Genomic DNA, 15,205 nt, shown 5'->3' with positions numbered 1-15,205 from the left:
TCGGGTCACTCGCCGCGGCTGGCCCGAAGCAGGACCTTCGCGGCCTCGGTGTTGCCGTAGAGGACGTGCCGGCCCTGGCGAACCCGGTGAACCAGGCCGGCGGCGTGCAGCGCGGCCAGGTGCTGGGAGACGTTCCCGGCGGACATCCCGCTGAGTCGGGCCAGACCGGTGGTGGTGGCCGCGGCGTCGAGCAGGTACAGCAGCGCGGCCCGGCCCGGGCCAATAACCCGTGCAAGCGAATCACCTGGCGGCGACGGGGTCGCCTCCCAGAGCGTTCCGACAGCCCGGACCGGGTACGCGCCGGCCGGCAGCGAGTCCTCCAGCAGGTTCCACAGCACCCGCCGCTCGGTGAACACCGTCGGGTTCAGCGCCAACCCACGACCGCGCAGGTCGAAGTCCCTCTCGAAGGGATCGTCGCTGACCACCCGGTCACCGAGCCACCGCAGGCTCGGGTGGAGCTGCTCGAAGAACCGACCGGCACCGCCCTCGGCGAGCTGAGCGGCCCGGTACGCCACATCGGCGTCGAGCAGCGCGCGCATCCTCGGCCAGTCCGGGGCGATCGCCTCGTCGTACCAGACCTGCACGGCGTCGACGAGCTGCGGCAACAGCCCGCGGGGGTCGGCGAGAAGCGCCAGGCCGAACGGGCTCAGCGGCCGACGCGGGGTGGTCGCCAGCAGGTCCTGGACCACCACGGCCGGCGGCGTCGCGCCGATCTGGTCGAGTTGCTCGGCCATCTCCACGTTCGGTCGGGCCGCCGGGGTGAGGAAGTCGGGCAACCAGCAACCTGCCCGGGCCAGCTCGACCAGCGGGCGAACCCGGGCGGCCACCTCGGGACGGCGCACCGTCACCCGGGCACGGTCGATCCAGGGCAGGTGCACCGCGTAGCGGACCGGGCTGGCAAGCGCCCACATGCTCATGACCGTCTCGTTGACCGGCGACACGGCGAGCCGCACTCCCGCGACGTCGGCCAGGCTGAACCGCAACTCCGACACACACACCCCCGCACGATTCGGCCCAGCCTAAAAGGCTCGACCGGGACCGTGGGGGCACGATTCACTCACCGGCCATGGGGGCCAGAGACACCATCCGCAGCATTGTCCGAAACGTCGTACCGCCGGCCGGGCTTACCCGCGCCCTGGCCGTGCAGGCAATGGTCGGAGCCGTCGGCAGCGGCCTGTTCCACGCCGGCAGCGCCGTCTTCTTCACCCGGGCGCTCGGGCTCAGCGCCGCCCAGGTCGGGCTGGGGCTGTCCATCGCGGCGGGGGTGTCGCTGCTGGGTACGGTGCCGCTGGGCGGGCTCACCGACAGGTACGGACCGCAGCGGGTCTGGATCGTCGGGCTGGTGCTGGACGCGGCACTCTTCGCGACGTACCCCTTCGTGGGCAGTTTCGCCAGCTTCCTCGCAGTAGTGGTGACGCTGGCCGCCGTGGAAGCCTCGACCGGCGTGGCCCGGCAGGTCTACTCGATAAACGCGCTCCCCCCGGCCGAGCGGGTCACCGCGATGGCGTACCAGCGTTCGTCGCTGAACGTTGGATTCGGGCTGGGTGCGGTGATCAGCGGCCTGGTGCTGGCCGTGGACACGATCGGGGCGTACCGGGCGATGGTCTGGTTCATCTCCGGGGTCTTTCTGGTGACGGCCCTCTTCGTACGGCGATTGCCAAGGCTGCCCCAGGTGGCCCGCACCGCGGAACCGATGAGCCGGCTCGCCGTGCTGCGGGACCGGCCCTTCATGGCGGTGTCCCTGGTGTCCGGGCTGCTCACCGCTCACGGGGTGCTGTACCTGACGGTGATGCCGCTCTGGATCCTCGCCCACACGGATGCCCCGAAGACGGTGATCGCCGCTCTGGTGCTGCTCAACACGGTGCTGATCGTGCTGCTCCAGGTACGCGTCAGCCGGGGCGCCGACACCGCTGCGGGCGCGGCGCGGGCGTCGCGCCGGGGCGGCCTGCTGATCGCCGTGTTCTGCCTCGTCCTGCCGATCTCCGGCGTGACCCGGGGTGGGCTCACCATCGTGGTGCTCGTGGGCGCCGCGACGCTGCTGATCCTCGCCGAGTTGATCGAATCTGCGGGCACCTGGGGGCTCACCGCCACCCTGCCACCAGCCGACCAGCGCGGCGCCTACGTGGGGGCGTTACGCCTGGGCACGCAGGTGCAGTACCTGATCGCCCCGGCCGGGCTGACCGCGCTCGGGGTGACCACCGGCGGGTGGGGCTGGTTACCGATCGCAGCGATCTTCGCGCTCGTGGGGCTGGCGATCGTGCCCGTTGTGGCCTGGGCCGAACGAACGCCGAGGCTGGGCGCCGTGCCCGTGGAACAGAACATGACGTCGGTCCCATAGTCCGGACGTATCTTTCCACCCCCAGTTCCATCACGTAGGGTGACCTGGTCATGTGGCAGGCGCTTCTTCTCCTTAGCCGCCGCGACGAGGCCTAACCGGCCGGCACCTCGTCGCGGAGTCGCATCGCGCCGTCCAGCACATCCGAGCTTCTTATCGGCAGTCGCGTGGGCATCGTCGCCCGGCGCCTCGCCGACACCTTCCGATCTGCTGACGCCACATGTTCCAGGGAGCACTCTGAGATGGCTCAACCTGTCACCGACGCTGAGACCGATCCCTTCGCCCGGCAGCGCCCGAGCGGAATGCCGTACCGCCGCTACCAGCCGTACCAGGAGCAGTTCCGCATCGACCTGCCGGATCGCACCTGGCCCACCCGCCACGTCGAGGCCGCGCCGCGTTGGTGCGCTGTGGACCTGCGCGACGGCAACCAGGCGCTTATCGACCCGATGTCGCCCGAGCGCAAGCGCCGGATGTTCCAGCTGCTGGTGCAGATGGGCTACAAGGAGATCGAGGTCGGCTTCCCGTCGGCGAGCCAGACCGACTTCGACTTCGTCCGGCAGCTCATCGAACAGGACATGATCCCGGACGACGTCACGATCCAGGTGCTCACCCAGTGCCGGGAGCACCTGATCGACCGGACGTTCGAGTCGCTGCGCGGTGCGAAGCGGGCGATCGTGCACTTCTACAACTCGACGTCCACGCTCCAGCGCCGTGTCGTCTTCGGCCTGGACCGCGACGGCATCGCCGACATCGCCACCACCGGCGCCCGGCTCTGCCAGAAGTACGCCGAGATCCACACCCCGGACACCGAGATCTTCTACGAGTACTCGCCGGAGTCCTACACGGGCACCGAGCTGGAGTACGCGCTGGAGGTCTGCTCCCGGGTGATCGACGTGATCGACCCGACGCCCGACCGCCCGCTGATCATCAACCTGCCGGCCACCGTCGAAATGGCGACGCCGAACGTGTACGCCGACTCGATCGAGTGGATGCACAGGCACCTGCCGCGCCGGGACAGCGTGGTGCTGAGCCTGCACCCGCACAACGACCGGGGCACCGGTGTGGCCGCCGCCGAGCTGGGCCTGCTGGCCGGCGCCGACCGCATCGAGGGCTGCCTGTTCGGCAACGGCGAGCGCACCGGCAACGTGGACCTGGTGACGCTGGGGCTCAACCTGTTCTCCCAGGGCATCGACCCGATGATCTCCTTCTCCAACATCGACGAGATCCGGCGGGCCGTCGAATACTGCAACCAGCTGCCCGTGCACGAGCGCCACCCGTACGCGGGTGACCTGGTCTACACCGCCTTCTCCGGCTCCCACCAGGACGCCATCAAGAAGGGCTTCGACGCCCTCAACGCCGACGCGAAGGCGGCCGGCGTACCTGTGGACGAGCAGACCTGGGCGGTGCCGTACCTGCCGATCGACCCGAAGGACCTGGGCCGCACCTACGAGGCGGTCATCCGGGTCAACTCGCAGTCCGGCAAGGGCGGCGTCGCGTACATCATGAAGAGCGAGCACCAACTGGACCTGCCTCGGCGGCTCCAGATCGAGTTCTCCGGCGTGGTGCAGCAGGTCACCGATCACGACGGTGGCGAGGTCGAGCCGGCCGCCATGTGGGAGATCTTCGCGACGCACTACCTGCTCGACCACCAGCCCGACCCGGCGGTCCGGCTGGCCGGCTACACGATCGGCACCACCGACGGCAAGGTCGAGATCGAGGCCCAGGTCGGCGTGGGCGCCGAGGAGCGGTCGCTCACGGCGGTCGGCAACGGCCCGATCGACGCGTACGTCAACGCGCTCCAGTCGATCGGCGTCGGCGTCCGGGTGCTCGACTACCACGAGCACGCGTTGTCCTCCGGTGGGGATGCGCAGGCCGCCGCGTACGTGGAGTGCGAGGTGGACGGTCACACGGTGTGGGGTGTCGGCACCGACGCCAACATCGTCACCGCCTCGATCAAGGCGGTCACCAGCGCCGTCAACCGCGCCCGCCGCTGAGCTGTAAGGAAGGGCCCCTTATTAACGCCTGGCGTTAATAAGGGGCCCTTCCTTACAGCGGGGCGTTCCATACACCTGCGGCGTTTCCTTATCGCGGAGGTGTCGCGGCGGGCATCGAGTGGCACGGCTGAGACGGCGGGGCAGCCCGGGGCGGTCGGTGGACCAGCACGAGCGCCAGCACGGCACCGGCCAGCAGCAGTCCCGCACACCACAGCAACGAAGCACGGTACGCGCCGGTAAGCGCGGTCTTCTGCTCGTACCCGCCGCCGGAGAGACCGACAAGCAGCGGCAACGCGGCCACCGCGAGCAGACCACCGGCCCGGGATGCGGCGTTGTTGAAGCCGCTGGCCACCCCGGAAAACCGGTCCTGCACCGCCGCCAGCACCGACGCGGTCAGGGGCGCAACCACAAGGGTCAGCCCGAGACCGAAGAGCAGCACCCCCGGCAGTACGTCCCGCCAGTACGACGCGCCCGGCCCGACGCCGCGGAGCAGCAGCAGACCGGCAGCGGCCACCACCGGCCCGACGGCAAGCGGCAGCCGCGGGCCGATCCGCGCGGACAGCGCGCCGGCCCGGGCCGATCCGAGGAGCAGCAGCACCGTCATCGGCAGCAGTGCGATACCGGTGCGGAAGGCCGACCACTCGACGACGTTCTGGAGGTAGACGGCGAAGAAGAAGGTGAAACCGCCGAGCGCCGCGTAGACCACCACTGTGAAGATGTTCAGCACCGAGAAGAGTCGGCTGCTGAAGAGCCCGGTGGGCAGCATCGCCGTGTCTCCGCGTCGCCGTTCCAAGAGGACGAACGCGACTGCGGCCAGCACTCCGACGAGCACCGCGACAAGCACCGGGGCCGAGATGTGGCCGCGCGCGGGCGCGTCGATGAGGGCGTACGTGATGCCAGCGAGAGCGAGCGCGCCGAGCAGCGCCCCGGCCACGTCGAACCGGCGTCGGGTGTGCCCCGGTCCCTGCGTCCGGGAGACGTTCTCGTCGCGGCTCTCCGGCACCCAGCGCGCGGCGGCCAGCACCACGAGCACGGCGAGCGGCAGGTTCAGGAAGAAGATCCACCGCCAGGACAGGGCGTCGATCAGCCAGCCGCCGATGAACGGGCCCAACGCCGTGGAGACACCGGACAGTCCGGCCCAGGCACCGATCGCCCGCCCCCGGTCGTCGGGGTGGAAGCTGGCCTGGAGCACCGACAGGGACCCGGGGGTGAGCAGCGCGCCGCCGATGCCCTGGAGGAACCGGGCCGCGATGAGCGCGCCGGTGCCCTGGGCCAGCCCGCACAGCACCGAGGCGACGGTGAACCACACCACCCCGATCAGGAAGACCCGACGCCTGCCGAACCGGTCCCCGAGTGCCCCGCCGAGCAGCACGAACGCCGCAAGCATCAGCAGGTAGCCGTTGACGGTCCACTGAAGATCGGCCACATTGGCATCGAGATCCTGGCCGAGTTTCGGCAGTGCCACGTTGACGACGGTGCTGTCGAGGAAGACCATTCCGGAGGCGAGGACTGCGGCGAGCAGCGTCCCCCGACCGGCGACGGTGCCCATCCGCAGAGCGGGCGCGGGTGCGGAGGCGGTCATCTCACCAATCTGCCTTGCAGGATGTGGGAGACGCCACGAAACGCCGAAACCGTGCCCAGGTACTGTGCGCAATCGCCGGGAGCCCGCAAGCTGGAGAGGTGTCGTCTGTGCGTACCAGATCAGGATCGCGCGCGGCGGTGACCGCGCTCGTCGCGGCGCTGGCGCTTGGCGTTGCCGGTTGTGTCCCACCGGATGAGCCGGAGGCTGCCCCGTCGGGTGGCGGCGGCAACGCGGCGCAGCAGTTGGGTGAGCTGACCGTCGCCGAAGCAGGCTCGATGAAGGGCTACAGCCGGAGCCGTTTTCCGCACTGGCGGAACACCGGCAAGAACTGCGATGTGCGGGACACCATCTTGCAGCGCGACGGCGAGGACGTGAAGCTGTCGGGCTGCAACGTGGTCGGTGGTCGCTGGGAGAGCGTGTACGACGGTCGCAGCGCCGCCGACCCCTCCGACGTGGACATCGACCACATGGTGCCGTTGGCCAACGCGTGGCGTTCGGGCGCCGACGAGTGGGACGACGCGAAGCGTGGCGATTTCGCAAACGACACCACACGACCGCAGCTCTTTGCGGTTTCGGCGTCGTCGAACCGGTCGAAGGGTGACCAGGACCCGTCCCAGTGGAAGCCGGCGAACCGGTCGTACTGGTGTCAATACGCGGAAGACTGGGTAGCCGTCAAGCACTACTGGCGACTGACGGTGACCAGTGCCGAGAAGTCCGCTTTGACCGACATGTTGGGGGGCTGCACGGTGGGGAGCAATTCGTGACAGAGGCCGAGGGGGCCGGTGACAAGACCCCGGCCACAGCAGGCATGACCGCCGATGGTGCCGCCGAGACCCCCGCCGCCGTGCCGGGGGCCGGCATGGTCGCGGATTCCGACGGTGCCGGCGGCGCGCAGAGCCGTACCGCCGACATCGTGCCGGGGCCGGGCGGGGTGATGACCGACGAGGTCGGAGTGGTAACCGGCGAGCTGACCCTGCGCACCGATTACGCGGATGGCAAGGTCACGCTGCACGTGCAGTACAAGGACGCCGACGAGTGGTACGCGGTGACCGGCGGGTCGGTCCCGCTGGCCGACCCGGCGGGGCTGGACGCGGTGCACGGCGTCGCGGTGGCCCTGCTGCACCGCCCGGAGGGCTGACCGCGCCGGCAGACAGTGATGCCTCTGAGTCATCAAGATGACTCAGAGGCATCACGCTCACGAGGCAACGGCCCCGCGCCCCGTCAGACGTACGAGCCGGGCTCGCTGGGTACGGAGACCACGCCCGGCGACTCGCCCTCGCCCTCGGGACGGACGATCTGCACGCTGACCTTGTGCGGGCGCAGTTCCCCGCTGGCGATCTGCTCGGCGAAGTGGCAGGCTACCCGGCTGGTGCCGATCTCCCGCAGCGCCGGCCGCTCGTCCTTGCAGCGGGTGGGCTGCGCCCACGGGCAGCGGGTGTGGAAACGGCAGCCGGACGGCGGGTTGGCCGGCGAGGGTAGGTCGCCCGCGAGCAGGATCCGCTCCCGCCGGTCCTCCACGTCCGGGTCCGGCACCGGCACCGCGGACATCAACGCCCGGGTGTACGGGTGCAGCGGCTCGGTGTAGAGGCGGTCGCTCGGCGCCTCCTCGACAAGCGCGCCCAGGTACATCACGCCGACCGTGTCGGAGATGTGCCGGACGACCGCCAGGTCGTGCGCGATCACCAGGTAGGTCAGCCCGAGGCTGTCCTGTAGCTCGTCGAGCAGGTTCACGACCTGGGCCTGGATCGAGACGTCGAGCGCCGAGACCGGCTCGTCGGCGACGATCAACTCCGGCCCGAGCACCACCGCACGGGCGATGCCGATGCGCTGGCGCTGCCCGCCGGAGAACTCGTGCGGGTAGCGGGACAGCGCCCAGCGGGGCAGCCCCACCGCGTCAAGGGTCTCGCCGATGATCCGCCGGCGGTCGGTGCGGTCGGTGCCGATCCCGTGGGTCTGGAGTCCTTCGGTCAGGATCGACTCGACGTTCTGCCGGGGGTCGAGGCTGGACATCGGGTCCTGGAAGATCATCTGCATCCGGCGACGCATGGTGCGCAACTTGCCGGCCGGCAGCTTCGTCAGCTCCACGCCGTCGAAGTTGACCTCGCCCGCGGTCGGCGGGGTGAGCTGGAGCAGTGCCCGACCGAGCGTCGACTTTCCGCAGCCGGACTCACCGACCAGCCCGTACGTCTTGCCGCGCGGGATGCTCAGGTCGACCCCGTCGACGGCCTTCACGTGCCCGACCACCCGGTCGAAGAGCACTCCCCGCCTGATCGGGAAATGCACCTTCAGGTCGCGTACCTCGACGAGGATGTCGTTGTCGCTCACGCTGGCTCCTCCTCGCGTGGGGCGGGCACCGTGCCGGGCACGGGCTCCGGGTTGACGCACCGGTAGCTCCGCCCGTCGTAGGTCTGCACCAGCTCCGGCGGCTGCCCCACACACTCGTCGGTCCGGCGGGCGCAACGCGGGGCGAAGGCGCAGCCGTCCGGCCAGGGCAGCAGATCCCGGACCGAACCGGGAATCGGGGTGAGCTTCTCGCCCCGCCCGGCGTCCAGGCGCGGCACGGAGCCGAGCAGACCCACCGTGTACGGGTGACGCGGCTCACGGAACAGCGGACGACGGCGGGCCGTCTCCACCACCCTGCCTGCGTAGAGCACGTTGACGGTGTCGCACATGCCGGCCACGACGCCGAGGTCATGCGTGATCATCAGCAGCGCGGTGCCGGAGTCCCGGACCAGTTCCTTCAGCAGCTCCAGGATCTGGGCCTGGATGGTGACGTCCAGCGCGGTGGTCGGCTCGTCGGCGATCAGCAGCCGAGGCTGGCAGGCCACCGCCATCGCGATCAACGCCCGCTGCCGCATGCCCCCGGAGAGCTGGTGCGGGTACTCCTTCAGCCGGCGCTTCGGGTCCGGGATGCCGACCCGGTCCAGCAACGACGCCGCCTCCTTGGCCGCGGTGTCGCCCTTCATCCCCCGGTGCCGGGCGAGCACCTCGGTCACCTGCAACCCGATGGGGATCACCGGGTTCAGCGAGGAGAGCGGGTCCTGGAAGATCATCGCGATGTCCCGGCCCCGGATGTCGCGCCGGGACCGGTCGTCGAGCTGGAGCAGGTCCGTGCCGTCGAAGGCAGCCTTGCCACCGACGCGCAGACCGGGCTGCTTCGGCAGCAGGCCCATGATCGCCAGTGACGTGACGCTCTTGCCGCAGCCGGACTCGCCGACCAGGCCCACGACCTCACCGGCGTCGACGGAGAAGGACACACCGTCGACCGCGTGCACGGCCCGCTGGCCGCGCCGCGCGAACGTGACGGACAGATCGTCCACTTCGAGCAATGCCATTACTGGCCCTCCGTTCGCGACTGCGGGGCTCGCAAGCTCACTCCTCGCGCTTCACACATACCGGGCCTACTTCCGCAGCTTCGGGTCGAGGGCCTCGCGCATCGCCTCACCCAGCAGGGTGAAGCCGAGCGCGGTGATGATGATCCCGACCGCCGGGTAGATCGCCAGCGACGGCCGGATGCCGAGGTACTGCTGCGCGTCGGCGAGCATGACGCCCCACTCCGGTACGGCGGTGTCGGGGTTGCCCAGGCCCAGGAACGACAGCGCCGCAGCCTCGATGATCGCTGTGGCCAGGGTCAGGGTGGCCTGCACGATCACCGGGGCGAGCGAGTTCGGCACCACGTGGGTCAGCGCGATCTTCGACTTCTTAACGCCGAGCGAGGTGGCCGCCAGCACGTAGTCGCTGTTGGCCTGGGAGATCATCGAGCCGCGCAGCAGCCGGGCGAAGACCGGCACCGAGACCACGCCGACCGCGATCATCACAGTGGTCAGGCTGGCACCGAGCAGGGCGGCGATGCTTACCGCCAGCAGGAGGCTCGGCATCGCCAGCAGCATGTCGACGAACCGCATCAGGGTGGTGTCGATCCACCGCCCCCACCGGCCGCCGAGGCCGGCCGCGGCACCGGAGATGCCACCGATGAGCGCGCCGACCGCCAGGCCGATAAGTGTGGAGACCACGCCGACCAGCAGGGTCTGCCGGGCGCCCACGATCATCCGACTGAACTCGTCCCGGCCCTGGTGGTCGTAGCCGAACCAGTGGTCGCCGTTGGGGCCGGGGATGACACCCGGCTTGATCAGACCCTCACGGATGCCGATCGTGTCGGTCGGCGCGTACGGCACGAGGAACGGCCCGATCACCGCGACCAACACGAAGATCGTCAGGATGACCGCACCGACGATTGCCGCCGGGTTGCGGCGCAGCCGGCGGAATGCCTCCTGCCACAGGCTGACGCCACGCTCGTCGTCGCGGGCGGCCAACTCCGAGAGCCGGTCGATCTTTTCGCGCTTCTTGCCGGGGCTGAGGGTCATCGCACCCTCACCCTCGGGTCGATGAAGCTGTAGGAGAGGTCGACCAGAAGGTTCACCAGCACGTACACCACCGCGATGATCAGAATGAAGCCCATCAGCACCGGATAGTCGCGTTGGCCGATGGCCTCGGCGACGAAGGCCCCGATGCCGCTGAAGGCGAAGACGGTCTCGGTCAGTACGGCGCCGGAGAGCAGACCGCCGGCGAGCAGGCCGATCGAGGTGGCCACCGGCAGCATCGCGTTACGCAGCACGTGCCGGGTGCGCACCGTCCGCTCGGTCAGGCCTTTGGCCTCGGCGGTCCGGACGAAGTCCTCGTTGAGCACCTCCAGCACGCTCGCCCGGGTGATCCGGACGATGATCGCCAGCGGGATGCTGGCCAGCGCGATGGCGGGCAGCACGAGATGCCAGAGGGCGTCGGCTGCCGCGTCCCACTCGCGGGTCATGAGCCCGTCGAGGACGAAGAAGTTGGTGACCCGGGTCGCGCCGAGCGTCGGGTCCTGCCGGCCGCTGGACGGGAACCAGTGCAGGTTCTCCGAGAAGATCGCCTTGAGCACGTAGCCGAGGAAGAAGACCGGGATGCAGATGCCGATCAGCGAGCCGCCCACGGACGCGTGGTCCAGGAACCGGCCGCGACGACGGGCCGCCAGGTAGCCGAGCGGGATGCCGACGCCGATCGCGATCACCATGGCGGTGATTGTCAGTTCGACGGTGCCGGGGAATCGCTCGATGAACTCCGTGGTGACCGCCCGCTTGGTGGAGGTCGAGGTGCCCAGGTCGAGCTTGATCATCCGGCGCACGAACCGCCCGTACTGCACCAGGATGGGCTCGTCGAGGCCCATGTTGCGGCGGATGGCGGCACGCATCTCGGGCGTACCGCGCTCGCCGAGGATCGCGGTCTCCGGGCCGCCGGGCAGCCGGCGGAGCCAGATGAAGAGCAGAAGGGAGAGCCCGAACAGCGTGGGTATCAGCTGAAGCAGGCGCCTGACGATGAACCGGAACACGGCGGCCTCGAAGGGGTGCGGAGGGTTGCGGGCGGGCGCTGTGCGACAGCGCCCGCCCGCGTTCCTTGCGTCAGATCAGACTTACTTGAACTCGGCGGTGGAGTACCGCTCGTCGGTGAGCGGGCTCGCCTTGACGCCCGTCACGTCCTTGCCGAACACGATCGCCGGCGGCGAGTGCGAGATCGGCACACCCGGCAGGAAGTCCATCACGGACTTGTTCAAGGCCTTGTACTTCTCGGTCCGGGCCGCGATGTCAGCGGTGCTGTCGGCGTCCTGGAACTGGTCGAACAGGGCCTTGTTGTTGAAGCCCCACTCGTCCTTCGGCCGGTCGAAGAACGTACCGATGAAGTTGTAGGCGTCGCCGTAGTCACCGGTCCAGCCGAGGAAGTGCAGGTCGTGCTTGCTGCCCGAGGTGGTGGCGTTCAGGTAGTCCGGGCTCCACTTGAGCGGGATCGCCTCGACGGTGATGCCGACCGCCTTCAGGTCCGCCGACAGCAGCTCGAAGATGTCCTTCGGGTTCGGCATGTACGGCCGGGTGACCTCGGTCGGGTAGTGGAACTTCAGCGTGAGGTTCGACGCGCCGGCCTCGGCCAGCAGCGCCTTCGCCTTGGCCGGGTCGTAGGTGTACTTGGTGACGTCGCCATTCCAGCCCTCGACGGTGTCGGGCATGAAGTTGTCGGCCACCTTGGCGCCCGGCGGCAGCTTCGAGTCGACAAGCTGCTGACGGTTCAGGGCGTACGCGATCGCCTGCCGGACCTTCAGGTCGGCGAGCTTCGGGTTGCCCTTCTGGTTGATCGCCAGGTAGAGGATGTTGAACGCCGGGCGGGTGAGGACGTTGAAGCCCTCGCCCTTCAGCGGCTCGACGTCGGCCGGGCCGACGAGGTCGTAGCCCTGGATGTCACCGGAGCGCAGCGCCTGCTTGCGGGCGTTCTCGTCCGAGATCGTCTTGAAGATCAGGGTCTTCAGCTTGGCCTTGTTGCCGGCGTAGTCCTCGTTGCGCTCCAGGGTCAGCGTCTTGTTCGCGACGTCCCAGGACTTGAACTTGAACGGGCCGGTGCCGGTCGGGTGCTCCGTGGCGTACGACGGGTACTTGACGTCCTCGGCGGTGCCGGCCACGTTGCTGGCGTCGAACTCCTGCAGCGCCTTCGGGCTGTGCATCGAGAACGAGGGGAGCATCAGCGCGGCCGGGATCTTGCTGGAGACCCGCGTGAAGGCCAGGTCGACAGTGGTCGCGTCCTTGGCGGTGCAGGACTTGAAGAGGCTCGGCGGCAGGTCCGCGTTCTCGTTGGCGGCGAAGCCACCCATGACGTCCTGCCAGTACGCGGTCACGTCCGGGCTCTGCATGAGGCCCTTGGCGTTGTACCAGCGGTTGAAGTTGGTGCAGACGGCCTCGGCGTTGAAGTCGGTGCCATCGTGGAACTTCACGCCGGACCGAAGCTTGAAGGTCCAGGTGGTGCCGGCGGCGTCCGGGGTCCAGGACTCGGCCAGACCGGGGCTGACCTTGGTGCCGCCCTCCTCCGGCCGGACCAGGGTCTCGAAGACCTGACGCGCCACACGCAGCGACTCACCGTCGCTGGCGAAGCTCGGGTCGAGCACCTTCGGGTCTCCGGCGACGCCGAAGACGAGGGTGTCCTTCTTACTGCCGCTGGAACTGTCGTCGCGGTTGCTCTCGGCGCAGCCTGCTACCGCGAGGGCCGCGACCGCGACGGCCGCGATCGCGACCTTCGGCCTGGGTGCACGCATCGTGCTTCACCTCGTCCTTGGGGGTACGGACAACGTGGTGACAGGGGTCACCGATGGCGGTGACCATAGCTCCCGTGGCGTCCAGCCGGAAACAGGCGGGTGGACGGTTGGTATCGGATCGTGCCCCAACAGGCGTTTGACATTCGAATCGAAGGCGAGAGCGGCTCCCTGCCGAACAATCTGAATCCACGATGCCAAACTGTTACGTCGAACCGGCCCGATGAGCATGCAGGTGTCAGATCAATTCCGGGCAGTGACGAGGCCATGACGTGCCGATGGTCGGCACCCGAACGGGTGCCGACCATCGGCTGCACGACACGGATCTCAGACGGCTCGGCGCCCCTCGAAGGCCCGACCCAGGGTGATCTCGTCGGCGTACTCCAGGTCGCCGCCGACCGGCAGCCCGCTGGCCAGCCGGGTGACCGCGATGCCCATCGGCTTCACCATCAACGCCAGGTAGGTGGCGGTCGCCTCGCCCTCGGTGTTCGGGTCGGTGGCCAGGATCAACTCCCGCACCGTCCCGTCACCGAGCCGGATCAGCAACTCCCGGATACGCAGGTTGTCCGGCCCGATCCCCTCCAGCGGATTGATCGCGCCGCCGAGCACGTGGTAGCGACCCCGGAACTCACCGGTCCGCTCGATGGCCACCACGTCCTTGGGCTCCTCGACCACGCACAGCACCTCGTTGGTGCGGCGCGGATCGCGGCAGATCCGGCACTGCTCGGACTCGGCCACGTTGTAGCAGGTCGTACAGAACCGCACCAGCTCCTTGACCTTGCGCAGCGCGCCGGCCAGCCGGTTGACGTCGGCCGGATCCGCCGACAGCACGTGGAACGCGATCCGCTGGGCGCTCTTCGGACCGACGCCCGGCAGTCGACCGAGTTCGTCGATCAGATCCTGGATGGCACCTTCGTACATCTGCCGGCTCAGAAACCGGGCAGGCCGAGGCCGCCCATGCCGCCCGCGACCGGGCCCATCTTGCGCTCGGTCAGCTCCCGCGCGGCCTCGGCGGCGTTGTGCACGGCCGCGACCACCAGGTCCTCCAGAGTCTCCACGTCGTCCGCGTCGACGGCCTTCGGGTCGATCTTGATCGCCTTGAGCTCACCGGAGCCCGAGACGGTAGCGGTGACCAACCCGCCGCCCGCCGTGCCGGTCAGCTCGGCCTCGGCCAGCTCGGCCTGCGCGGCGGCGATCTGCTGCTGCATCTTCTGCGCCTGCTTCAGCATCTGCTGCATGTTCGGCTGTCCACCTGGGCGCACGGATGGCTCCTTCTCGCACTCGTCTGCTCGGCCGCCGCCCAGCCTAACCGCTGTGGCCGCCCTCGCCCCGCCCGGTGCGCGCGCCCACGCCGAGCAGCCGGAACGACCTCCGGGTACGGCTACCACCACCCTCAATCGACCATCTGGCGGTAGTGCGCCAGGCACCGCCACACTGGTCTGCTCGACGTCATGAACCTCAACCGCACCGGCCACGTCGGCGCGTTGTGCTGGGTGGCAGCGGCACCGGTCTTCCTTGCCGCCAACCTGGTGACCGGGCTGCGCTGGCAGGACCCCACCTACAGTTGGAGCACCAACAACATCAGCGACCTCGGCAACGTCCACTGCGGGATCTGGGACACCACCCGCCCCCGCTACGTCTGCTCGCCCTGGCACCCGCTGATGAACACCGCGATGCTTGCCACCGCCGTACTCCTCGCCGCCGGACTCCTGCTGACCTGGCGGATCCTCGGTCGCGGCGGCGTGGCCCGCTCAGCCCAGGCGCTGCTACTGCTGGCCTGCATCGGGTACGCCCTCGCTGCCCGCTACCCGGCCGACATCGACGAGAACCTGCACGTCCTCGGCGCATTCCTGATCATGGGGGTGGGCAACGTCGGCCTGCTCCTGGCGGGCTTCGCCCCAGGCAGCACACTGCTCGGCCGGTGGCGGCGGCTCACCCTCGCCGCCGGGCTCACCGCGCTGGTCGGCACAGTGCTGTTCGCCGCCCAACAGGGCGCAGGGATCGGGGTAGGCGGCATGGAACGCATAGCCGTACTGCCGTTCCCCCTGTGGGCCTGCTGCGCAGGAGTCCTACTAGCCGAAAACAACCCCAGCCCCGCCTAACCCCTAGCCCCGAGCCCTGCCCCGCCCACCTCACCCCGTCGATCATGGAGTTGTGGTGCCCGTCTTGATGCGCGACGGGCGCTTTGT

The 15,205-nt window shown here is 69.3% G+C and carries 14 protein-coding genes; 5 read left to right on the top strand and 9 right to left on the bottom strand.

Translation table 11 applies throughout. From position 1 onward, the window contains the following. Positions 1 to 5 precede the first annotated feature (5 nt). On the bottom strand, positions 6 to 998 hold the full coding sequence (locus tag ACLQ23_RS06600) for an ArsR family transcriptional regulator (RefSeq protein WP_425880444.1): 993 nt from the start codon (positions 996 to 998) through the stop codon (positions 6 to 8). Between the two features lie 68 nt (positions 999 to 1,066). Between ACLQ23_RS06600 and ACLQ23_RS06595 the strand changes: the two genes are divergently transcribed. Together ACLQ23_RS06595 and leuA are read left to right on the top strand one after the other, a co-directional pair. Continuing rightward, positions 1,067 to 2,338: an MFS transporter gene (locus tag ACLQ23_RS06595; protein WP_425880443.1), complete on the top strand. Its 1,272-nt coding sequence runs from the start codon at positions 1,067 to 1,069 to the stop codon at positions 2,336 to 2,338. 239 nt (positions 2,339 to 2,577) lie between these two features. Beyond that, positions 2,578 to 4,329 carry a 2-isopropylmalate synthase gene (gene leuA, locus ACLQ23_RS06590; protein WP_355590250.1) on the top strand — a complete coding sequence of 584 codons (1,752 nt, stop codon included), beginning with the start codon at positions 2,578 to 2,580 and terminating at the stop codon, positions 4,327 to 4,329. Between the two features lie 88 nt (positions 4,330 to 4,417). Here leuA and ACLQ23_RS06585 read toward each other — a convergent pair whose 3' ends face one another. Then, on the bottom strand, positions 4,418 to 5,911 hold the full coding sequence (locus ACLQ23_RS06585; RefSeq protein ID WP_355590253.1) for an MFS transporter: 1,494 nt from the start codon (positions 5,909 to 5,911) through the stop codon (positions 4,418 to 4,420). A 107-nt stretch (positions 5,912 to 6,018) separates the two neighbouring features. On the opposite strand from ACLQ23_RS06585, the gene ACLQ23_RS06580 reads away from it, so the two are divergent. Both ACLQ23_RS06580 and ACLQ23_RS06575 read left to right on the top strand, forming a co-directional pair. Continuing rightward, positions 6,019 to 6,675, top strand: coding sequence for an HNH endonuclease family protein (locus tag ACLQ23_RS06580; protein ID WP_355590404.1), 657 nt, complete (start codon positions 6,019 to 6,021; stop codon positions 6,673 to 6,675). Then, positions 6,672 to 7,049: a hypothetical protein gene (locus tag ACLQ23_RS06575; RefSeq protein WP_355590256.1), complete on the top strand. Its 378-nt coding sequence runs from the start codon at positions 6,672 to 6,674 to the stop codon at positions 7,047 to 7,049. Before ACLQ23_RS06580 ends, ACLQ23_RS06575 begins: the two co-directional genes overlap by 4 nt. Before the next feature lie 83 nt (positions 7,050 to 7,132). Here ACLQ23_RS06575 and ACLQ23_RS06570 read toward each other — a convergent pair whose 3' ends face one another. The 7 genes from ACLQ23_RS06570 to ACLQ23_RS06540 form a co-directional block, all read right to left on the bottom strand. Beyond that, positions 7,133 to 8,236, bottom strand: coding sequence for an ABC transporter ATP-binding protein (locus ACLQ23_RS06570; RefSeq protein WP_355590259.1), 1,104 nt, complete (start codon positions 8,234 to 8,236; stop codon positions 7,133 to 7,135). Then, a complete protein-coding gene (locus tag ACLQ23_RS06565) occupies positions 8,233 to 9,246 on the bottom strand; it encodes an ABC transporter ATP-binding protein (protein ID WP_355590262.1) in 1,014 nt (337 codons plus the stop codon). Before ACLQ23_RS06565 ends, ACLQ23_RS06570 begins: the two co-directional genes overlap by 4 nt. A 66-nt stretch (positions 9,247 to 9,312) precedes the next feature. Beyond that, the gene (locus ACLQ23_RS06560) at positions 9,313 to 10,275 is read right to left on the bottom strand and encodes an ABC transporter permease (RefSeq protein ID WP_355590265.1); all 963 of its coding nucleotides are present in this window, start codon (positions 10,273 to 10,275) and stop codon (positions 9,313 to 9,315) included. Continuing rightward, a complete protein-coding gene (locus ACLQ23_RS06555) occupies positions 10,272 to 11,276 on the bottom strand; it encodes an ABC transporter permease (protein ID WP_355590268.1) in 1,005 nt (334 codons plus the stop codon). The genes ACLQ23_RS06560 and ACLQ23_RS06555 overlap by 4 nt, the downstream gene beginning before the upstream one ends. Positions 11,277 to 11,357: 81 nt before the next feature. After that, positions 11,358 to 13,019: an ABC transporter substrate-binding protein gene (locus tag ACLQ23_RS06550; protein ID WP_355590271.1), complete on the bottom strand. Its 1,662-nt coding sequence runs from the start codon at positions 13,017 to 13,019 to the stop codon at positions 11,358 to 11,360. A 324-nt stretch (positions 13,020 to 13,343) separates the two neighbouring features. Further along, positions 13,344 to 13,937, bottom strand: a complete 594-nt coding sequence (recR, locus tag ACLQ23_RS06545) for a recombination mediator RecR (protein WP_053654896.1) — start codon at positions 13,935 to 13,937, stop codon at positions 13,344 to 13,346. Positions 13,938 to 13,945: 8 nt separating this feature from the next. Then, positions 13,946 to 14,254 (bottom strand): YbaB/EbfC family nucleoid-associated protein, encoded by a 309-nt coding sequence (locus ACLQ23_RS06540; protein WP_030489880.1) that lies wholly within the window; start codon positions 14,252 to 14,254, stop codon positions 13,946 to 13,948. Between the two features lie 213 nt (positions 14,255 to 14,467). Between ACLQ23_RS06540 and ACLQ23_RS06535 the strand changes: the two genes are divergently transcribed. Next, entirely contained in the window at positions 14,468 to 15,118 is a 651-nt protein-coding gene (locus ACLQ23_RS06535; RefSeq protein ID WP_355590274.1) for a DUF998 domain-containing protein, read from the top strand. Positions 15,119 to 15,205: the final 87 nt, after the last annotated feature.

Origin of the sequence: Micromonospora sp. DT41, from assembly GCF_049841715.1 — a bacterium.
GTDB classification, from domain to species: domain Bacteria; phylum Actinomycetota; class Actinomycetes; order Mycobacteriales; family Micromonosporaceae; genus Micromonospora; species Micromonospora profundi.
Note: the sequence above shows the minus strand (reverse complement) of the source record. Positions and strands in the feature narration are given on the sequence as shown.

What these genes read in the sequence shown, in the direction of transcription:
- ACLQ23_RS06535 (WP_355590274.1), top strand. Translation starts at nt 14,468, where the DNA reads ATGAACCTCAACCGCACCGGCCACGTCGGCGCGTTGTGCTGGGTGGCA.
- ACLQ23_RS06565 (WP_355590262.1), bottom strand. Translation starts at nt 9,246, where the DNA reads ATGGCATTGCTCGAAGTGGACGATCTGTCCGTCACGTTCGCGCGGCGC.
- recR (WP_053654896.1), bottom strand. Translation starts at nt 13,937, where the DNA reads ATGTACGAAGGTGCCATCCAGGATCTGATCGACGAACTCGGTCGACTG.
- leuA (WP_355590250.1), top strand. Translation starts at nt 2,578, where the DNA reads ATGGCTCAACCTGTCACCGACGCTGAGACCGATCCCTTCGCCCGGCAG.
- ACLQ23_RS06560 (WP_355590265.1), bottom strand. Translation starts at nt 10,275, where the DNA reads ATGACCCTCAGCCCCGGCAAGAAGCGCGAAAAGATCGACCGGCTCTCG.
- ACLQ23_RS06550 (WP_355590271.1), bottom strand. Translation starts at nt 13,019, where the DNA reads ATGCGTGCACCCAGGCCGAAGGTCGCGATCGCGGCCGTCGCGGTCGCG.
- ACLQ23_RS06540 (WP_030489880.1), bottom strand. Translation starts at nt 14,254, where the DNA reads ATGCAGCAGATGCTGAAGCAGGCGCAGAAGATGCAGCAGCAGATCGCC.
- ACLQ23_RS06585 (WP_355590253.1), bottom strand. Translation starts at nt 5,911, where the DNA reads ATGACCGCCTCCGCACCCGCGCCCGCTCTGCGGATGGGCACCGTCGCC.
- ACLQ23_RS06595 (WP_425880443.1), top strand. Translation starts at nt 1,067, where the DNA reads ATGGGGGCCAGAGACACCATCCGCAGCATTGTCCGAAACGTCGTACCG.